The organism is Mycoplasma haliaeeti, assembly GCF_048284645.1.
Lineage (GTDB): Bacteria > Bacillota_I > Bacilli_A > Mycoplasmatales > Metamycoplasmataceae > Mycoplasmopsis.
The window spans coordinates 1-18537 of record NZ_JBLWAB010000012.1 but is presented as its reverse complement, the minus strand read 5'-3'; the positions used below and the strand labels follow the sequence as shown (position 1 = coordinate 18537).

Sequence of the window (18537 nt, the reverse complement as noted above, 5' to 3'; positions counted from 1 at the left end):
AATACATTAATTTTTTAAACGAAAGGAATTGTCCTAAATATCTTTATTAGTTCGTTTTTTGGCACAAAATAATTCTTTAGCATTATGGTGTAGTGCTCCCCATCCTTTGTTTTTTTTTTTTTTTTTTGAAATAATTAAAATGAATGAATATAAAAACTAATTAAAAGGAGCATCCTGTATGCAAAGAAAAGTAAAAACCAAATTACTTAGTGCATCCATACTTGGGGCCTCTTTAGCTGGAGTTTCAAGCTTAGCTGTAGCTTGTTCCAACCCAGTACAAGAAGCCAAAGATAATGCACTAAACGAATTAAAAGTAGACAAAATTTATGATTTTGTAACACCGCAAGCCAAAGAAGAAACTACTAAATTATTAATGGGCGCAGCAAGTGTTACAAAAGTAGATCAATACTTAAGTGAACTTAAAGCAAAAGCTACAAGTTTACAAACACAGGCAAATGAATTGACTGCATTTGTAAAAGAAAATACCTTTAAGGTATTTAATCAACAATTAGATAGCAGCATTGATTTAAATATTGATTCATTAGCTAAATACCAAGCAGCTATAAATGGTCTATTAACTTGATATAAAAACATTATTAAGCAAGATCTTGCATCAAATAAATATTTATCAAGTGAAATTAAAGAACAATTACAAGCTAATAGTGATAAAACAATGGATATTAAACCATTATTTGATATCTACAATCAATATAAAGAAGAAAGCACTAATGCTTTTAATAAACTATTAGCAGATAAGCAAGCAAGTTATATTGCTGAAATTGATAAGTTAGAAAAAAGATTATCTAAACAACAATATGATGAATTTGTAGCACAAATTAAGTCTCAAAGCCAACTTGAGGCAGCACCTTATGATGCTATTTTACAAGCTGCTAAAGAAGCAAACTTTAATAATTTAAGAAATGAAATTATTGAGTTTATTAAAAATAATCAAGCACGTGAATTTACAGCTACTTTACGTGATTCTTTAGATAACAAAGTTAAAGCAATTAGCCAGTATTCAGCTGAAAACTTAGCTACTTTAGAAAAACTTCAACAAGAAGCACAAGCTAGTGTAGCAAACCAACTATTTGAAATCTATAGCAAAGAAATTAATGAACATTTTACAAGCTATAGCAATGAAATGAAACAAAGACTGTTAGCTCAATTAGATCAAATGAAAAATAATTACACCGAAATTGAAGAATTTCAAAATGTAATGCAAGAAGCTAGAAACATCAATAGTCTATATACCATCTTAGATACAAAAGAAAAATTCCCTTATCTTAATGACCAAGATATTGTTGAGTTTAAGAGTGAAATACTAAAAAGAGCACTTGTAACTGAAGAACAATTACAACAAATGCTTGATCTAATTCAAGCAAAAGATTTTGCTCGTTATCAAGAATGAGCTAAAAATCAAGTCTCAAACTCATTTGAATATATTTCTGCTAACAATATCACTAAATATATTGGAGAAATTGACCAAGCAAGTAATAATGCTTTTGTTAAAGAAGTATTACAAACAGCTTCAAAAGATAACTTAGCTCAAGCAAGAGGAAGTTTAGAAGCCTTAATTAATGGTTATGATAACAAAATTAATATTTTAAAAACTAAAGCTCTTGACATGCTAGCTAATATTGCAATCGAACCTACTTTAGAAGCATTTAATAAGTTTAGCAAGAATCAAATTCATTTACTCAGTGAAGCAAATATTTTTGTTACAAGTAAATTACCAAACTTAGTCTTCTTTGATCAACCTACTGTGTTAAATTTAATTAATGCAATTAATGGTATCAATCTTAGTTTAGATTATGCTTCAACACATGCAAAACTTGAAGAAATACTCACAAGCTACCGTGCAAAATACTTGCAAGCAGCTAAAGAACAATTAAATAATTACCTTGTTTTAAATGATAGTAAAGTTACTTTACAAGCTAAAGAACAATTACAACAAAAAATTAATCAAGAACTTGAAGTTAAAGACTTTGTTGATGTGTTAACTTACTATCAAACAGTTAAAAATGATATTAGTCGAGCAATTTATGATAAATATCTTGATGAATTAACAAGTGGTTTTGATGCACTTGAAGATAGTGAGAAAGCTCAATATAAAGAACATTTATTGCAATTGCTAAATGAAAATAAAATTGATGAATTTGCTACTTATTTATTAACTACAGTTCAACCACAAAATCAAATTAATGAAGCAACTGTTAATAATCTTAAAATGCAATATAAAGCTGAAATTGAAGCTTATGACTACTTAAAAGTAGTTAACCCAGCTAAAATTACTGAATATGTAGCTAAAATTGAAGATCCGAAACTAATTAAGCCTTCAATGGTGCAACAAGCAATGCAAGCAGTTGAAGCTAACTACTTTAATAACTATGCACCATTTGCTAAAGGTAATGTAACTATTGAAATGAACCAAACTACATTCACTATTAGTAATGGGGTGTTAATTAGTGTTAAAAATTTACAACCCGGTGACTATGTATTGCCTCAAGTATGAAAAGTAGAAGCTGATGCTTTTGATAATACTTATAAGTCAGCTAGTTATAATTATTCATTTGCTTTCCCTAACTTAAGGGAAGTAAATGGAACTCCATTTAAATTCAATGGACTTAAGAGCATTAATTTAGGACACATTGATACAATTCCTGCTAATGCCTTTAAGGATGTAACTTCTTTAAGCACAATTATTGCTCCAGAAGTTACTCAAGTGTATAATAATGCATTTGATAATACTAGAATTGTTACTTTAGTAGCTCCAAAATTAAAAACAATTGGATCTAAAGCTTTTGCTAATAATCCAAGCTTATCTAGCGTACAATTTAACTCTGTTACATCATTACCAAATGATGTATTTGCTAATGACACAGGTCTTAGAAGTGCTTCTTTAGCTAGCTTAAAAACTATTTCAGCTGGTGCAAGTAATACAAGTTTATTTGATAACAATATTGCTTTAACTAATTTAGTACTTCCTGTACTTGAAAATATTCCTGATGGATTATTTGCTAATAGTAAAGCACTAAAAACTTTAGCATTACCTGAAGTAAAAACTATTGGAGAAAATGCCTTTAAAAACTCTAGTGTAGCTAACTTAACACTAGGTAAAGCTACTACTGTTGGACCACATGCTTTTGAAAACTCAGCTTTAGCAGTAATTTCAGCCCCTGAATTAACATTAGTAGGAGACCAAGCTTTTTGAAATACTCAATTAGTATCACTTAACTTACCTAAAGTAACTACAGCAGGTAAATATGCTTTTGCTGGAAATAACTTGCTTAAATCTATTACACTACAAGCTTTAGAAACTATTCCAGCTGGAGCCTTTGCTCGCAACAAAGTAATTAATGATATTACATTAAATAGTGCTCAAACTATGGATAATGTAGCTAGTGATGATCTTAATGCATTCCAAGAATTAAATACCTTAACTGCCCTTAATGTTCCTAGCTTGAAAAATATTGCAGCTAAAGCATTCTATAATTCTCAATCTAATTTAACAATTGCTGCTGCAAATCTAGAAAATATTGGAGAAAGAGCTTTCCAAGAAGCTAAAATTAAGGCACTTATTGCTCCTAAATTAAAAACTATTGGTAATTATGCCTTTAAGAATTCAGCATTAACATCATTGGATTTTAGCAATGTAGAAACAATTGGAACAGGAGCCTTTATTAATTCGCTACTAACAGAAGTTGTGGCAAACAAAGTTACTTCTATTGGAGAATATGCATTCACAGATTCTAAGAATTTAGTTAATGTAGAGATGAATCAAGTAGAAACATTGGAATCAGGTACTTTTGCCAAAAACCCACTACTTAAATCTATTTCATTTAATAACTTGCTTAGAATTAATGATTGAAAAGTGAATGAAGAATATGGAAAAACATCTGTTGGTGCATTTGATACAAACAAGGCATTAACTACTATATCTTTACCTAAGGTTCAATATATAGGGAACGGGGCCTTTGATTTATGTGAAAACTTAACAAATGTAGATATTCCAGAAGCTTTAGATATTAGAGAAAAAGCCTTTAGACACAATAATATTATTAATCTAGTAGCAAATAAGGTTACACGAATAGATCCAGATTCATTTATACAAAATGATAACCTACAAACAATTGAAATGAAGGCTCTAATTAAGTTACCATATGAAAATTTTGCCGGAATGAAAAAGATTACTTCAGCTAAATTTAGAGCACTTGAAACCATTACTTCGCCTTCAGAAGGTTCACAAGTTGGAGCCTTTAGTGCAGCTGTTGATTTAGCAACATTCGAAGCTCCTGGATTAAAATCATTAGGTTCATATGCATTCTATAAAAACAAAAACATTACTGAATATAATTTCCCTGTGTTAGAAACTATTGGCAATTATGCATTGGCTAATACAGCAATTAAAAATCTTCCATCAACTAAATTGGTTACATTAGGTAACTGTGCATTAGCAAATACATCAATAAATGAAATTAACCTAGAAAACACCGAGACAATAAACTCTGGTGCATTAAGCAATACAAAGATTACTCAATTAAATGCACCTAAATTGCATGAAATTTCAAAAGATGCATTAAAAAATGTTGCTTTAACTAAAGTTAATATAGGTATTGAAAAAATAAATTCCTATTATCTATTCAGCGATTCAAGAGACACTCTTGAGGAATTTGTTTCTGATAACATTATATCTATCGATACAAATAGCGATAATGGAGCATTTGAAAACTTTAGTAAATTAAGCAAAGTGGTTACTCCTAAATTAGAAAGGATTGGTAATTCTACATTCAGGGGTACTCCATTAAAAACTTTTGACTTTAGTAAAATTAATCATATTGGTAATTCTGCATTTGAATCAACTCAATTAAAAGGAGAGCTAGACCTTCCAAATGTAACCAAAATTGGATCTAAAGCATTTGCTAATTCTAAGGTATTTGGAAAAGTAACAGCTAATATGTTGGCTGAATTAGGAGATAATGCATTTACAAAGACTAATATATCTGAGGTGGAAATGAATTTATTAAAAGTTCTACAAAGTATGAGCTTTGATAGATTGCCTTCACTTAAAAAAGCGACATTTAATAAACTTAAAACTATTAATAATGGTGGTACAGGAGATTATAATACTTATGGAGCATTTTTTGCATCAGGAATTGAAGAGTTTAATGCGCCAGAACTTATATCTATTGGAACAAGTGCTTTTGCTTCAACTAAGCAATTAAAACAATTTAATAGTTCAAAAGTACAGACTGTTGGTAATTCTGCATTTGAATCATCAGGACTATCAGATTTCGACTTTACAAATGTGATTACAATAGATGGTTTTGCGTTTTCATCTTCATTATTAAGTGGCGAGCTAAATCTCCCAAATGTAACTACAATTGGATCTAAAGCATTTGCTAATTCTAAGATATCCGGAAAAGTGACTGCAAACTCTTTAACTACATTGAGTGATGATGTATTTAGTCGAACCAAAATATCTGAAGTAGAAATGAACGAGATGGAATCACTAAGAGAAGATTCATTCTCATCATTACAAACACTTAAAAAAGCAACATTTAATAAACTTAAAACTATTAATAATGGTCAACACCTAAGTTTTGTTGGGACATATGGTGCTTTTTACGGATCAGGAATAGATGACTTTACTGCGCCAAAGCTAGAGTTTATAGGTGCATATGCATTTGGCAATTTACATAAAGTAGATAAAGTGTTATTAAAAGTACCTGATAATGTAGAAATAGCACAAAATGCATTTGATTCTAAAGAAAAATACCAAATTGCTGGATAAAATATAAAAAAAGTTCAAATACAGCTTAAAATAGGCTGTATTTTTTCTTAATTTTTTTATTACTGTTTAGTAATTTTGTACTACAATAATATATATGAATTACCAAACAGTAATATAAGACAACAAAATAAGGAGAACACATGAAAACAACTGCTAGTTACATTTCATTCTTACATAAAATTGTATTAAAAAAGAAATCTACCTTTATAGTACCTATTGTTTGAATGGTGATTGCAATTATATTAAGCATCATTTTTGCGACATTACAATTAAATGATCTTAAAAGCAATTTTGCGATTTATGCAATAGTTTTTGCAGAATTACTAATCACAATTTTCTATGCAAGTATGAAATCACTACATATATATAAGGATTTAGAAGAAGAAGGGGTTGAATTATTAACCTATTCAAAACCCATTTCTAGAAAATCGATCTTTTTAGGAAAATTTAGTATTTTTATAATTTTTGGAGCTTACTGAGGTTTAACTATGCTACTTTCTAACCTATTTATAGGATTAGGAATGCATTATTCATATTTAGTAGCATATACATTATTATCATTTGTAGTATTTTTCCTAGCCTACATAATGTTTGGAATGATTGCTTCAATTATAGGATATAAGTTAAATGGAAAAATAGCTTTAGCTGTGCCAATGGTAGCTTTTACACCTCTAGTAATTGGAGGAAGTGTGATAGCTTCTCAATCAACAGCTACAAGTAACAATTTAGCATTTTATTTAAATGCGCCACGTAATTTACAGCCCGCTGGTAATAAGGCTGATATTGAAATGTTTTATCTAAATAATGATCAAGATAGCTTTTATATTATGCCAAATGGTTATGATGCTAATACCTTTAGTAGTAATCAAGCAAATTACATTAAGCAAGCTTATAACTTTTCAAAAGCTTCAGCTAATGAATGGCAAGCATATTCATGATTAATTATGCCATATCAATTAGTTGATATCTTTAATATAGAAAACAAAAACATATTTGATAGTTTTGCAAGTAATGTAAGTAGTAATCTAGATAATTATATTTACTACAACCATTTAGATTCACCTGCATATAGCTATGCACTTAAAACTGAAGCAAGTATGCCTAAATATCAAATTTCATTATTAGATATTAATAAACAGCCAATTAAAAAGGATGTTTACTTAGTACCCGGAGCACTTAAAAATCAAGTGAACCCTGATTTAACTGGACTCTTTACTGATACTAATATTATTTATGTAAGAAATGGGGCTGATAATTTCAATATTACGTTCCCCGAAGATTCTTACAGCAATACTACAGGAGATACCTTAGTTGGAAAACTAGAATGAAAATACTTAAAAGAATTACTTAATTCAAGAGTATTTAATGCATACGGACAAAAATTTGCGCGTGAAATCTTAAATGATGAAAACTATAAAGAAGCTGATACAAATGATTATTCATTAATTGCTGGATTAATTAATAATAAGCTTCAAGCTGAAATTGAAAATGAAAACTCAATGCTTAATAAGCTAGATGATGCTAATGTGACAGTGCTTAATGATGAAGCTATAACCAAAAAAATCATTAAGTCAAAAACTGAAAAAGAAGTTTACTTATTAAGTGCAATGTTATATTACATTTACTTTAATTACAATAATACTAATTTAGTAAATGCGATGTTATATAACAAAAACACAAGCGACTATAGTCCAAGAAGCTATGAGTTCCAAATTGGTGGATATAGCTATAGCATTGGAGGATACGCAAGTTACAGTACAAAACAAGAAGTAAAAGACAATCAAGTTGTAATTAGATATGACTTGAAAAAATCAAATAATTATTTATTCCAATCACTTGATCAAATGTATCAAGTTAGTCGTGATAAGCAAATTATTAATAAATATGGATTCATTGGAATTTGAATTGCCCTTGGATTTATCTTCATCTTAATTAACAATGTACTATACATTAGAAAGGACTACAGATAATGGATATTTTAGAAGTAAAAAACTTAAGTAAAGTTTACCAAGATAAACATGAAGCACGTGGAATCTTTAATATTAGTTTTACAGTACCACAAGGTTCATTCCATGCCTTTATTGGTGAAAATGGTGCTGGTAAAACAACTACAATTAAATCTATTATTGGTTCTTATGATAAATACGATGGGGAAATTATTATCAATGGTATAAATGCCAGAAAACCTGAATCTAAAGCTAAATTAGGCTATGTGCCTGAAAGCGCAATTTTCCCGAAAGAATTAACTACTTGAGAATATTTATATTCATTAGCCTTACTTTCAGGAATGCCTAAAGCACAAGCTAAAGACAAAATAAATATGTTACTAGACAAATTTGAAATTAGCTCACTTGCTAAGTCAAAACCATATGCTTTCTCATCTGGACAAAAGAAAAAGGTTTTATTAATTCAAGCTTTAATTAATGATCCAGACTTAATTATTCTAGATGAGCCAGCTGCTAACTTAGACCCAACTGCTAGATATCAATTATTTAGCTTACTTGAAGACTTACATAAAGAAGGAAAAAGTATTTTTATCTCTTCTCACGTACTTAGTGAAATTGATAAATATGTAGATTCATATACCTTAATTCACCATGGAAAAGTTGTTTCTTCTGGAATGAAAAAACAACCATTGGAAGATATCTTTTATGAAAAAGTTATTAAAAAATAAGCTACTATGACTTTCACTAGGTACCCTACCTTGTTTAATTCCTACAGTAGCTTGCAGTAAGCAAGATAAACTAAATGATAACGATATCAAGCTTAAAGCCAATAAACCTTTAAGTGCAAACGAAATCAAACTAAATGAAATACTAAACAAACTTAATAGCAATATACAGGAACAAGATTTATATCTAAAAACTCAACAAAATATACCGGCAGCTATTTATACTGAATTAAAATCAGCTATGATTTATGCCAACATTTCAAATGTTAAAGTACTTGATAAATCACCAAGTACTTTAACTGGACAAGTTAAAAACTCAATTAATTCAATTAATAATATTCTAAGTAGTAATTGATATTGATATTTAGATCACTTAGCGCACAACACTTATGTATTTAACCCTTTTGATGCAGATTATAAAAACTTATCTGGCAAGGATGCTAATAATGAAAATGAAAGCAACTCTTCAGATGAAGAAACTAGTGCAACTAACTCTAATGAAACTGAATTAAAAGAAAATAAAGTACTTCTTCCACGTAGCACTCAAGAGTTATTTGACTACGTGCGAGAGAAATATGGCTCATATTCATTAACACTAAATGATGCTAAAATCACCAATATTTTAAGTTTTGAATTGCAAGCTAAGTCACAAGATATTTATAAGAATAAATATTTAAACTTCTTAATACTAGACAACAATTGCTTTATTCCTTATTTTACTTACAGCAAGAGCTTAAAGAAGGAACAAGCTGAAATTGTTAAGAATTACATTTTAATAATTCCAGATGTTTTCTTAGTATTAAATAAAGACATGGATGCAACCATTAAAGCCTTTGTGCAAGCCTTTAAAGATGCACATCAAGCAATTATTCAAGCTGATATTGATTATGCCATCAAAACAGGTGAACCAGATAATGAACAAACAGCTGCACAAGCATATGCAAAACATAATGATGCTAACTTAATTGAACTATACAATGAAAATAATTATTCAACACTATTTTATAAAGCTTTTATGGAACTAAATAAAAGCCAAATGCAAATTTTAAGATACACATGAGGAGAAATTGATGAAAACTAAATGAAGAATTTTAACTGCATTAAGTTTTGCTCCATTATGCCTAGGACCTGTGGCATGTAGCAACTACAATCAAAGTGCTAAGTTAAATGCTTACATTGATTATGATAAAGATACTTCACCAGCTGCAACTTCGGCTGAAGCTCTTAGTCATCAAAGAATTATGAATCAATTACTTTCATTAGTGTATAAGAATACTCCTCAAGCGCAAAATGCTAAAGAAATATATTTGCTTAAACAACAACAAGATCAAGAAGCTATTTTGGCTAAATTTGCCCAAATAGCAACTGAATACAAAAAAATCTATCATAGCGTCAATATTGGTGAACTAGAAGAAAAACTCAATCGTTTAAATTCAATGCTAGTTTTCTTCCGTGGTGATCAAAAACGTTACCAAGAAACTTTAAATGAAATTAAACGTCTTCAAGAACAAATTGACCAAGCTAAAAACAATAAACCAGCTATGTCTGCTTTAGATTATTTAGCTCAATATAAAGAGCTAATTAATCAAAACTGATACTTTATCTTAAATAATCTAGATAAGTTTGATTGAAACTTTGTTTCAATGGCCCTAAATCCTTACATTCCTACCAGCAAGGAACTAATGGTTTCTAAAGAATATGTAGCTGCAGCTAATAGACAAAAGCCTTTTACTACATTAAATTTCAAAGATAGTTATCTAGATGATATTAAGCTAGGAGATGAATCTCCTGAAATTGGAGATAATGAAGCTTACTATATCAAGAAAGATAAATTGGCCTTTCGTATAATGATTAGAAATATCTCAAGCAATATTTCACAAGTTGATTTAAGTTTTGTAGGAATTTATTTTGGAGCTGCTCAAGCTAAAACTATTTCGCTGAATTTAATTTCTCAAACTATTCACAGTGGATTTATTCACAACTATGAATCAGGGTTGAAACAATATCAAGAAGACATGCCAATAAAACAAAGATATGGCTATCCAGCCTTTGTCTTCCCATTTGGAAAGGAACTAAATGAAAAAGTCACTGAAACTAATGCTAACTAGCCTTTTAAGCCTAGGTGCAAGCTGTACAATTCTTGCTCCTAGTATATCAGCCTTTAGTAATAAGCATGAAGAAGTAGTTGCTAGTGCACCAGTTAAGCCAGCAAATAATAGCAAGGACACTATAAAAGATAATAAGGTAAATTTTGCTAGTGATTTAACATTACGTTGACAAATGTTTTTAAAGCAAGCAGCAATTGATTCATTGCTTAATGAAATCTATGGTTCAAATACTCAAGCAAAAGAAAAGTATATTGCTTCTCAAGAAGCTTTATTACATAATGATTACATAAAGCAATTATCAACAGCACTGAAATACGCTAACGTTATTACTCGTCAATCTTCTTCATATGAAGAACCTGGCGAATACTTCTGAATGACTTCTCGTGCTTATCCTTACCCTGTAAAACAAGCAGATAAAGTTATTGATCAAGCTAATGAAACTAATTGATTATGAACTTTATTTAACATTAATCGTTTTGTTTTTATGCAAAATAGTACATTCACTCGTGATAATAACGAAACTGAATCTTCTTTCAGTTTAAGAGATCACGAAAATAAGTTAATTTATTCAATTTTCTCAAATATTAAGTCTAATACCTTTACTCAATTTGTTAAACAAATGGAAGCTGATTCAAATGATGTGCACTATTACTTATTAAATCAAGATGGCTTCATTATACAAGTTGATATCACGAAAGAAATAGATGATGAAACTAAAGAGATAAGTGCTAAAGCTAGTGTCTTTAGTTATATTAAAACATTCCCAAAACTACTCAGTGCAAGTAATAAAGATACAATATTTAACTTAAATAAATATGTTTCTTTATTTGCTTCATTTGACTTAGACAATTCAAATAAAACTCAAACTGATGAAGTTTTATATAAAGATTATTATGGAGGTATTCTATTGCAATATTCAGCAATAGATGTTAAGTAGTATGAAAAAATTTAAATTTCTTCTCTCATTAAGTATTTTACCATTAGTTAGCATGCCTTTTGTGGCTGCTGCCTGTGATGGAACCGGAACTAAGACAAGCTTAAAATTAGCTAAAGAGCACTTTGCTACAGAAGTAAAAGATGAATTAGCTAAATATAATATTCATTTTTCTCCACAACAAGAGCAAGCTTATCAAAATTTTGATATCAAAGCATATAATGAAATAAATCAAGCCCTACAAGCTAACGCTAAAAGTATTTTTGCACTTAAACATGAATTAGCCAACAACTCCTTAACTGCAGAACAAATTTCAGCCAAACAAGCTCAAATCAATCAATTATTACAACAAAATGAAGAAATATTATCTCTTAACTTGCTTGCTTATTTAAAATACTTATACAACTTTACAACTAAATTTTATGACTATGGGTTATTAACTTTTGAAAAAGAATCAAGCACACATGCAGTCCACTCTCCAAGATATTTACACTGAGCTGCTAATGTTAAAAATGAATATTCAGTTAATAATGAAGCTATTCATAAACACTTTACTTACAATCGTCAAAATGTTAAACCTAACATTTTACTTAAACACTTAACTTTTTCAAAACTACAAGATTCAGAAAAAAGACCTGGATATAAAGTGCTCTATGTAACCTTTACTAGCACAATCCTTAAAATTTATGTGTCTCCACAAGGGGCTATTAGCCTAGATCCTTTATGTATATACTTCTCACAATCAGATTCAACTAAGCCAGTAAACCCACAAGAAGCCCTTGAAGCGATGGAAAAAAATGAAGCTAAATTAACCAATAAAGATATTAGTCAATTTGAAGAAAAGTTCGCTAGCTTACCAGATATTAAATACCCTCAATTTAATCTAATCTATTAATTAACTTTTAAGCCTATAAAACAGTAGAATTTGCTGCATAAGAAATTGCAAATTTTTACTGTTTTTTTGCTATCTTTTAGTAAAATAGACAATATGAAAAATAAAGCAATGTTAATTCAAATTCTTCAGGTTAAAAATATCTTTAGAGTTTTTAATGATATTGAATATTCAAGTGCACAATACTTAGTTGAAGAATACTCTGAAAACCTCTATGATACTGTCTCCCTGCAAGCATAATTGATTTTTAATATTATGAAAGGAGACATTATGGCAAAGAAAAAAATCAATAAAGATGAACAACCAGTTATTGAACTAATTGATGTTGTTAAAGAATTCCAAGATAAAACTGTTTTGCACAGTATTAATTTGCAAATTAAACGTGGTGAATTCGTAACTTTACTTGGGCCTTCTGGATCAGGTAAAACTACAATTCTAAGACTAATTGGTGGTTTCGAATGAGCTACCCGTGGGGAAATTAAGTTTGATGGATATGACATCAAAGACTTAGAACCTTATAAAAGAAATGTATCAACAATCTTCCAAGATTATGCCTTATTCCCTCATTTAAATGTTGAAGGTAATATTGCATATGGACTTAAACTTAAAAGAGTTCCTCGTGAAGTAATTAATGATAAATATAATGCCTTATACCAAAAGAAATTAGCTCAATGAACAGCACTTTCAGAAGCTAAAATGGCACAACTTGACAAGATTCAAGAAAAATATGAAGCTGAACTAGAATCTACTAAACCAGGTACATACCAATACAGAAGACGTCAAAACTGACTTGATGATTCTGACTTTAAATACTCATATTGAGAAAACTATGTAAATCAAAAATCTGAAGCCTTTAAAAATCGTTACTTTAAACGTAAGATGACTAAAGATGAAATGAATAGCAAAATTGCTCAAATGATTGATCTAGTTGGACTTAGTGGAAATGCAACTAAACCAATTAGTGCCCTTTCTGGTGGGATGAAACAACGGGTAGCGCTTGCTAGATCATTAGTTATTGAACCTGAAATCTTACTACTTGATGAGCCTTTATCTGCTCTAGATGCTAAAATTCGTAAAAAGATGCAAGTGTTACTTAGAAGCGTACAACAAGAATTAGGACTAACCTTTATTTTTGTTACTCACGATCAAGATGAAGCACTAGAACTTTCTGATCGAATTGCAGTTATGCGGGATGGAAGAATTGAACAATACGACACACCTAAAAACATTTATGACTACCCTGTAAACATTTGAGTAGCTAAATTTATCGGTGATTCAAATATTTTTAACGCTAAATTCAACCCTAAAAATGGAAAAATTAAACTACTTGGGAAAGAATTTAAAACTATTCATGAAATGGATGAGTTTGCTCCAAATGAAATGTTAGATGCTTTAATTCGTCCAGAAGATATTGATATTAACGCTAATCCATCAACAACGAAAGATAAAATTGCAGGAAAAATCGTTGATATTTCATATCGTGGTTCATACTACTACTTAAAAGTTGAAATTGCTGAAGACGAATACATTTATGTTGAAACAGCTAAAAAATTCGATTTAGATGAAAAAGTCTACATGAGTTGAACAATTGATTCAATTCACTTAATGAAAAAAGATCCTAAGTGAGATTACTCAAACCATGATTTCCAAAATTAAAGATAAACTCACTCTAAATCGTAAGCTATATTTAGCTATCCCATACATTCTGGTTGCAATTTTACTTATTATTCTGCCTTTAATCATGATTATTTATTCTGCCTTCTCAGTAACTGGCGATAACTTTAACTCATGAGAATTGGTAACAAGTAAAAATACCTGAAGAATTATGGGACGTAGCCTTTGAATTGGGCTAGTATCTGCTATCTTTTGCCTAATTATTGGCTTTCCGTATGCTTATTTTATTTCAACCTCTAAATCAAAAGTTTTCCGCATTTATGCCTTAAGCTTAATTCTTTCTCCAATGGCAATTTTTACCATTGCTAGAGTTTATTCAATTAAAGCTTTATTTTTAGCAATATTTGCCTCAGATCCAAAAAGCTTAAACAATGAAATGTTTATTGTCTTTGGACTAACTTACTTAAACTTACCTTTAATGATTATGCCTTTATACACTGTGTTTAAAGACATGCCCAAAAACATTGTTGAAGCAAGTAATGACCTTGGATACAACAATGTACAAACTATTTTCAAGGTTATTATTCCGTATGGAACTAAAGCGATTTTATCTGGACTAGCTATGATTTTTCTAGCTAGTGCAACAACCTTTATTATTTCGGCTAAATTGCTACCAGATGGATCACAACACCAACTAATTGGAGACATAATTAACTCAAAAATTAATCCAGGAAATAAATTTGACCTGTCAGCTGGTTCTTCTTTAGTTATTATTGTTTCATTAGTCTTCATTTCAATTTACGCTTTAATGCTCTTTATTCCTAAGTTAATCTTTAAACTTAAGAAAGGAGCTCATTATGAGTAAACTTGGATCATTTTTAAGAAAAAGCTATATTTACTTAATTTTAGCAATTGTTTATATTCCACTTTTCTTTGGAGCAATTTTTACTTTTAATGAAGCTACTCCAAAAGGATTATTTAATACTACATGAACTAAAGGAACTGTTGAAAACTGAATACATCTTTTTGATAATGATCGGATTTCAGCGCTAGTAAATTCAATTTTACTAGCTATTGTAGTTTCATTTCTAGTATGTACAATTTCACTTGTTACAGTTTATGCCTTATATCGTCAAAAGAATAAAACTGTGCGTGGCTTTGTTACAGCTAGTTCAAATATTCCACTTATTAACCCAGATAACATTACAGCAATTGGACTTGTACTAGTCTTTGGAGCCTTTTTTGGAGTGGTGCAAACTGATAATGAAGGGTTTGCTCGTGTTATTGTGGCTCACACTGTTATGGCACTACCATATGGTATTTCTTTAATGCTACCTAGAAGTGAAAAATTCAACAACAACTTATTTGAAGCTAGCCAAGATTTAGGTTATTCTAAAATTAGATCATGATTTAGAACCTATTTCATTTATATGATTCCTTCAATCATTATGGCAGTAGTGGTTTCTTCTGTACTTAGTTTTGATGACTTTATTATTACACGTACTGTGTCTAACTCACCTACACTTGGAACTAAATTATACGAAGGTTCATTTGAACCTTGAGGACTTGTATTAGGAACTATTATTCTCTTTATTACCATAGTTGCTAATATCATTTATACCCTAGTTAAAAAGAACAAGAAGTAATGAAAAAACTTTATCGTAACTTACTGATTTGTTCCAGCCTTCTAGTTTCAGGGGCAGTAGTAGGGAGTGCTATTGCTTATAAAGCAACACACCAATATAAACCAGCATTTTATAACTTTAAATCATATATGTCACAAGATAACCAAGCTATCTTAAGACAACACTTTTCATATACTCAATTTAGCGAAATTAGTGAGTTTAATAATGCACTAATTAACCATAAAGCAGCAGCTGGAGTTGGAACTGATTTTCTAGCTGCTCAATTAGCTAAAAAAGGACTTTTAGCTAAAATTGATTATTCAATCTTATTTAACGATCCTAGTTTAAAAGATAACTATCAAAAAACTAAAAACTTAGTACATCTATTTTTACGGGATGAAATTTGAAATCACCTAGCACAATATAACGCAGAACTAAGCAAAAGCAATAAAGGTGAACTATGAGAATACTTCTTCCCATATTATTCACAAGATGTTGTTGTAGCTTATAACACCCGTAAAAATCCAATTGCTCCAAATAATCGAAGTGATGTTGATGATCCATTATCTGGCATTGCAACTAGCTGACTTAAAGAACAAAACTTTGGCAATAGTGAAGCTTATAATTCTTTTATTAATGTTTTAAAAGCTATCCATGCTAATGGCTTTAATTCTTACATTATTACAGATGCTATGCGGGACAATATGCTATATGGGTCTTCTTATTGACTTCTGCCTGATGGTGAAAGAACTTCAAGTAAATTTACCGGTGATGTTAAATCAGATACCTATAAAATTTTAATTGATTCATTTAAACAATTAATTAAAGATGGAACTGGTTTTGATGTTAGAAACAATCGTCACATTTCTTTTGAAGGTGATGGATTAGAACTTTTAAACCAGTTAATTAACCCTAAACGTCCAGATATCACAGCAGCCATTATGTATAATGGTGATGCAATTGATGCTTACTATGGTTCAGATAATTATCCAGCTAGTGAAAAAGAAATTGCCCAAGGTATAAGTCATGATGGTGATATCAGAGTTATTAAACCTAAGCAAAACTTATTATTAGTTGATGGAATTATGCTTTCTTCAGCTAATAATGAAACAGAGAACACAGCTTACTTACAAGTATTAGGTTCAAGTGTTTATAGTAATTTAAATACTTATTGAGCTATGAGCAAGGATCAAACATCTCTAGCAACTTATGATAAAAATACTAAAGTTAAATTTAGTGAAAACATCTTTGCTCAAGTGTGAAAGCAAATTCAAGAGCAAGGAGCCTTTGCTAAGTTATGGGATCCAAGTCTTTTAGCTAAACCTCTTGAATCCAACCAAATTAATCAAGTTATAACTAAATATAGTGATCTAATTAATCTTTCTTTACCAAGCAACGCCACATGATTAGATAAATATAGTCATTTACAAACTGAAAGAGATGAAGAAGTAGCAAATTATGATGCCAAAATCAATATTGCTCCTAGCATGCTACAAGCTTATCTTCTAGCTTCAAAAGCTAGTTTAATGGACCAACTCTTAGTCTTTTTAAACAATAACCAAGCTAAAAAAGTAGTTTTAAATACTTCTAATAGTGAAGATGAAATATTAGGCGCTATAGTAGCAAGTAATAAAGAACAAATTAATGACTTTATCCAATCTTGAGAAGATAAGAAAGAAGCTTTAGCCTTATACCTAGGGCGTAAAATTGCTTTTATAGATATCTCAGATGAGCAAAATATTCAAGGCTGAGGTAACTTAACTAACTTTAATTACATAAACTATGTGCCTACTCAAGAAATAGATTATCAATTAGTCTTGCGTAATTATTTTGCTAATGTAGTAGAAGGCCAAGATAAAAATGTAATTGATATCTATAAAATAGTTGATGTTTCTAATCAAAGTGATAAGCTTGAAATCTTTGCTAGTGAATTGCAAGATCTAATTAATAAGTTTAGTAGCAATTCTACTTTAAGTGATGAAGAAAGTGAATACTTAGCTCAAGCTAAAGAAAAATTAAGCTTAATTAAAACAGCTTTAAGTCAAAATAATGAAGCTGAAATTGATAATTTATTAAATAATATCGAAAAAGAAAAACATAATCCAATTATTATTAAGGCTTGAAAGAATAATGGAATTATTGAGCATAAAGCTTTAAGTCCAATTAGTGAACAAATTTCTTCAGAAGCCTCACAATATTATTTTATGGAAACAAAAAGTTAATCAGGAGCGATCCTGGTTTTTTATATAAAAAAGTGTGCCTATAATAGGCACACAAATATAAAATCTATTTAGTTAAGTTTTGGATACGTATTATGAATGAATGCTTTTCCTGATTTTCGGAGTTTTAAGGGTAAATGAGGCAAATAATCCTATATTATTTTGCTATTCGCTTTTTAATCTTATAACTTGAAAACATAGAATATTTTATTTTTTGTCAATTGTAAAATATTTTTTAGGCATAGAAAAACACACTCTTTTAATTTTAAAGAATGTGCCTAGTATTTTCTCTTGATTAGCTAGATTATTGGCATAGATTTTTAATATTTCACCGTATATAAGAATAGAGTAATATGAATATGAAATGGACTTTTAATGCATTAACGACCTGGTTTGTGAATTAGCTTCGGGGTATTTTCAAATGCAGAGTATCCAATGTCTTTTAATTTTGGCATCTCTACCATTGTTAGGTTTGTTGCACCTTTAAAAGCTTCACTTCCTATACTTATAACATTAGGGAGTGAAACTGATGTTAAGTTTGTTGCGTCTTTAAAAGCACTATTTCCTATACTTGTTACATTAGGGAAAGATACTGATGCAATATTTTTATTATCTCTAAATACTCAACCAGCTATACTTGTAATAGTATCATCTACAATATCACCACTAGCACCATCTCATCT

Annotated in this window: 13 protein-coding genes; 12 read left to right on the top strand and 1 reads right to left on the bottom strand. The window is 29.8% G+C overall.

Annotation, left to right across the window (positions count from 1 at the left end; genetic code table 4):
- The first annotated feature begins 178 nt into the window (after nucleotides 1-178).
- From ACNQ2T_RS03170 to ACNQ2T_RS03115, 12 genes are all read left to right on the top strand, one after another.
- Nucleotides 179-5791, top strand: a complete 5613-nt coding sequence (locus ACNQ2T_RS03170) for a leucine-rich repeat protein (RefSeq protein ID WP_418035975.1) — start codon at nucleotides 179-181, stop codon at nucleotides 5789-5791.
- A gap of 140 nt (nucleotides 5792-5931) precedes the next feature.
- A complete protein-coding gene (locus tag ACNQ2T_RS03165; RefSeq protein ID WP_418035973.1) occupies nucleotides 5932-7761 on the top strand; it encodes an ABC transporter permease in 1830 nt (609 codons plus the stop codon).
- Nucleotides 7758-8465, top strand: coding sequence for an ABC transporter ATP-binding protein (locus ACNQ2T_RS03160; protein ID WP_416755799.1), 708 nt, complete (start codon nucleotides 7758-7760; stop codon nucleotides 8463-8465). The genes ACNQ2T_RS03165 and ACNQ2T_RS03160 overlap by 4 nt, the downstream gene beginning before the upstream one ends.
- Nucleotides 8443-9543, top strand: coding sequence for an aromatic motif membrane protein (locus ACNQ2T_RS03155; RefSeq protein ID WP_418035971.1), 1101 nt, complete (start codon nucleotides 8443-8445; stop codon nucleotides 9541-9543). The genes ACNQ2T_RS03160 and ACNQ2T_RS03155 overlap by 23 nt, the downstream gene beginning before the upstream one ends.
- Nucleotides 9533-10570 carry an aromatic motif membrane protein gene (locus ACNQ2T_RS03150; RefSeq protein WP_418035969.1) on the top strand — a complete coding sequence of 346 codons (1038 nt, stop codon included), beginning with the start codon at nucleotides 9533-9535 and terminating at the stop codon, nucleotides 10568-10570. The genes ACNQ2T_RS03155 and ACNQ2T_RS03150 overlap by 11 nt, the downstream gene beginning before the upstream one ends.
- Nucleotides 10539-11507, top strand: coding sequence for an aromatic motif membrane protein (locus ACNQ2T_RS03145; RefSeq protein ID WP_418035967.1), 969 nt, complete (start codon nucleotides 10539-10541; stop codon nucleotides 11505-11507). Before ACNQ2T_RS03150 ends, ACNQ2T_RS03145 begins: the two co-directional genes overlap by 32 nt.
- Nucleotide 11508: 1 nt before the next feature.
- A complete protein-coding gene (locus tag ACNQ2T_RS03140) occupies nucleotides 11509-12399 on the top strand; it encodes a variable surface lipoprotein (protein ID WP_418035965.1) in 891 nt (296 codons plus the stop codon).
- A 93-nt stretch (nucleotides 12400-12492) separates the two neighbouring features.
- Nucleotides 12493-12636: a hypothetical protein gene (locus tag ACNQ2T_RS03135; protein ID WP_416742030.1), complete on the top strand. Its 144-nt coding sequence runs from the start codon at nucleotides 12493-12495 to the stop codon at nucleotides 12634-12636.
- A 30-nt stretch (nucleotides 12637-12666) separates the two neighbouring features.
- A complete protein-coding gene (locus ACNQ2T_RS03130) occupies nucleotides 12667-14052 on the top strand; it encodes an ABC transporter ATP-binding protein (protein ID WP_416755768.1) in 1386 nt (461 codons plus the stop codon).
- A complete protein-coding gene (locus ACNQ2T_RS03125; protein WP_416741418.1) occupies nucleotides 14036-14875 on the top strand; it encodes an ABC transporter permease in 840 nt (279 codons plus the stop codon). The genes ACNQ2T_RS03130 and ACNQ2T_RS03125 overlap by 17 nt, the downstream gene beginning before the upstream one ends.
- Nucleotides 14868-15656 (top strand): ABC transporter permease, encoded by a 789-nt coding sequence (locus ACNQ2T_RS03120; protein WP_416741419.1) that lies wholly within the window; start codon nucleotides 14868-14870, stop codon nucleotides 15654-15656. Before ACNQ2T_RS03125 ends, ACNQ2T_RS03120 begins: the two co-directional genes overlap by 8 nt.
- Nucleotides 15656-17857: a type 2 periplasmic-binding domain-containing protein gene (locus ACNQ2T_RS03115; protein ID WP_418035963.1), complete on the top strand. Its 2202-nt coding sequence runs from the start codon at nucleotides 15656-15658 to the stop codon at nucleotides 17855-17857. The genes ACNQ2T_RS03120 and ACNQ2T_RS03115 overlap by 1 nt, the downstream gene beginning before the upstream one ends.
- A 377-nt stretch (nucleotides 17858-18234) precedes the next feature.
- Here ACNQ2T_RS03115 and ACNQ2T_RS03110 read toward each other — a convergent pair.
- A partial coding sequence (locus ACNQ2T_RS03110; RefSeq protein WP_418035961.1) for a leucine-rich repeat domain-containing protein occupies nucleotides 18235-18537 on the bottom strand: 303 nt, incomplete at its 5' end.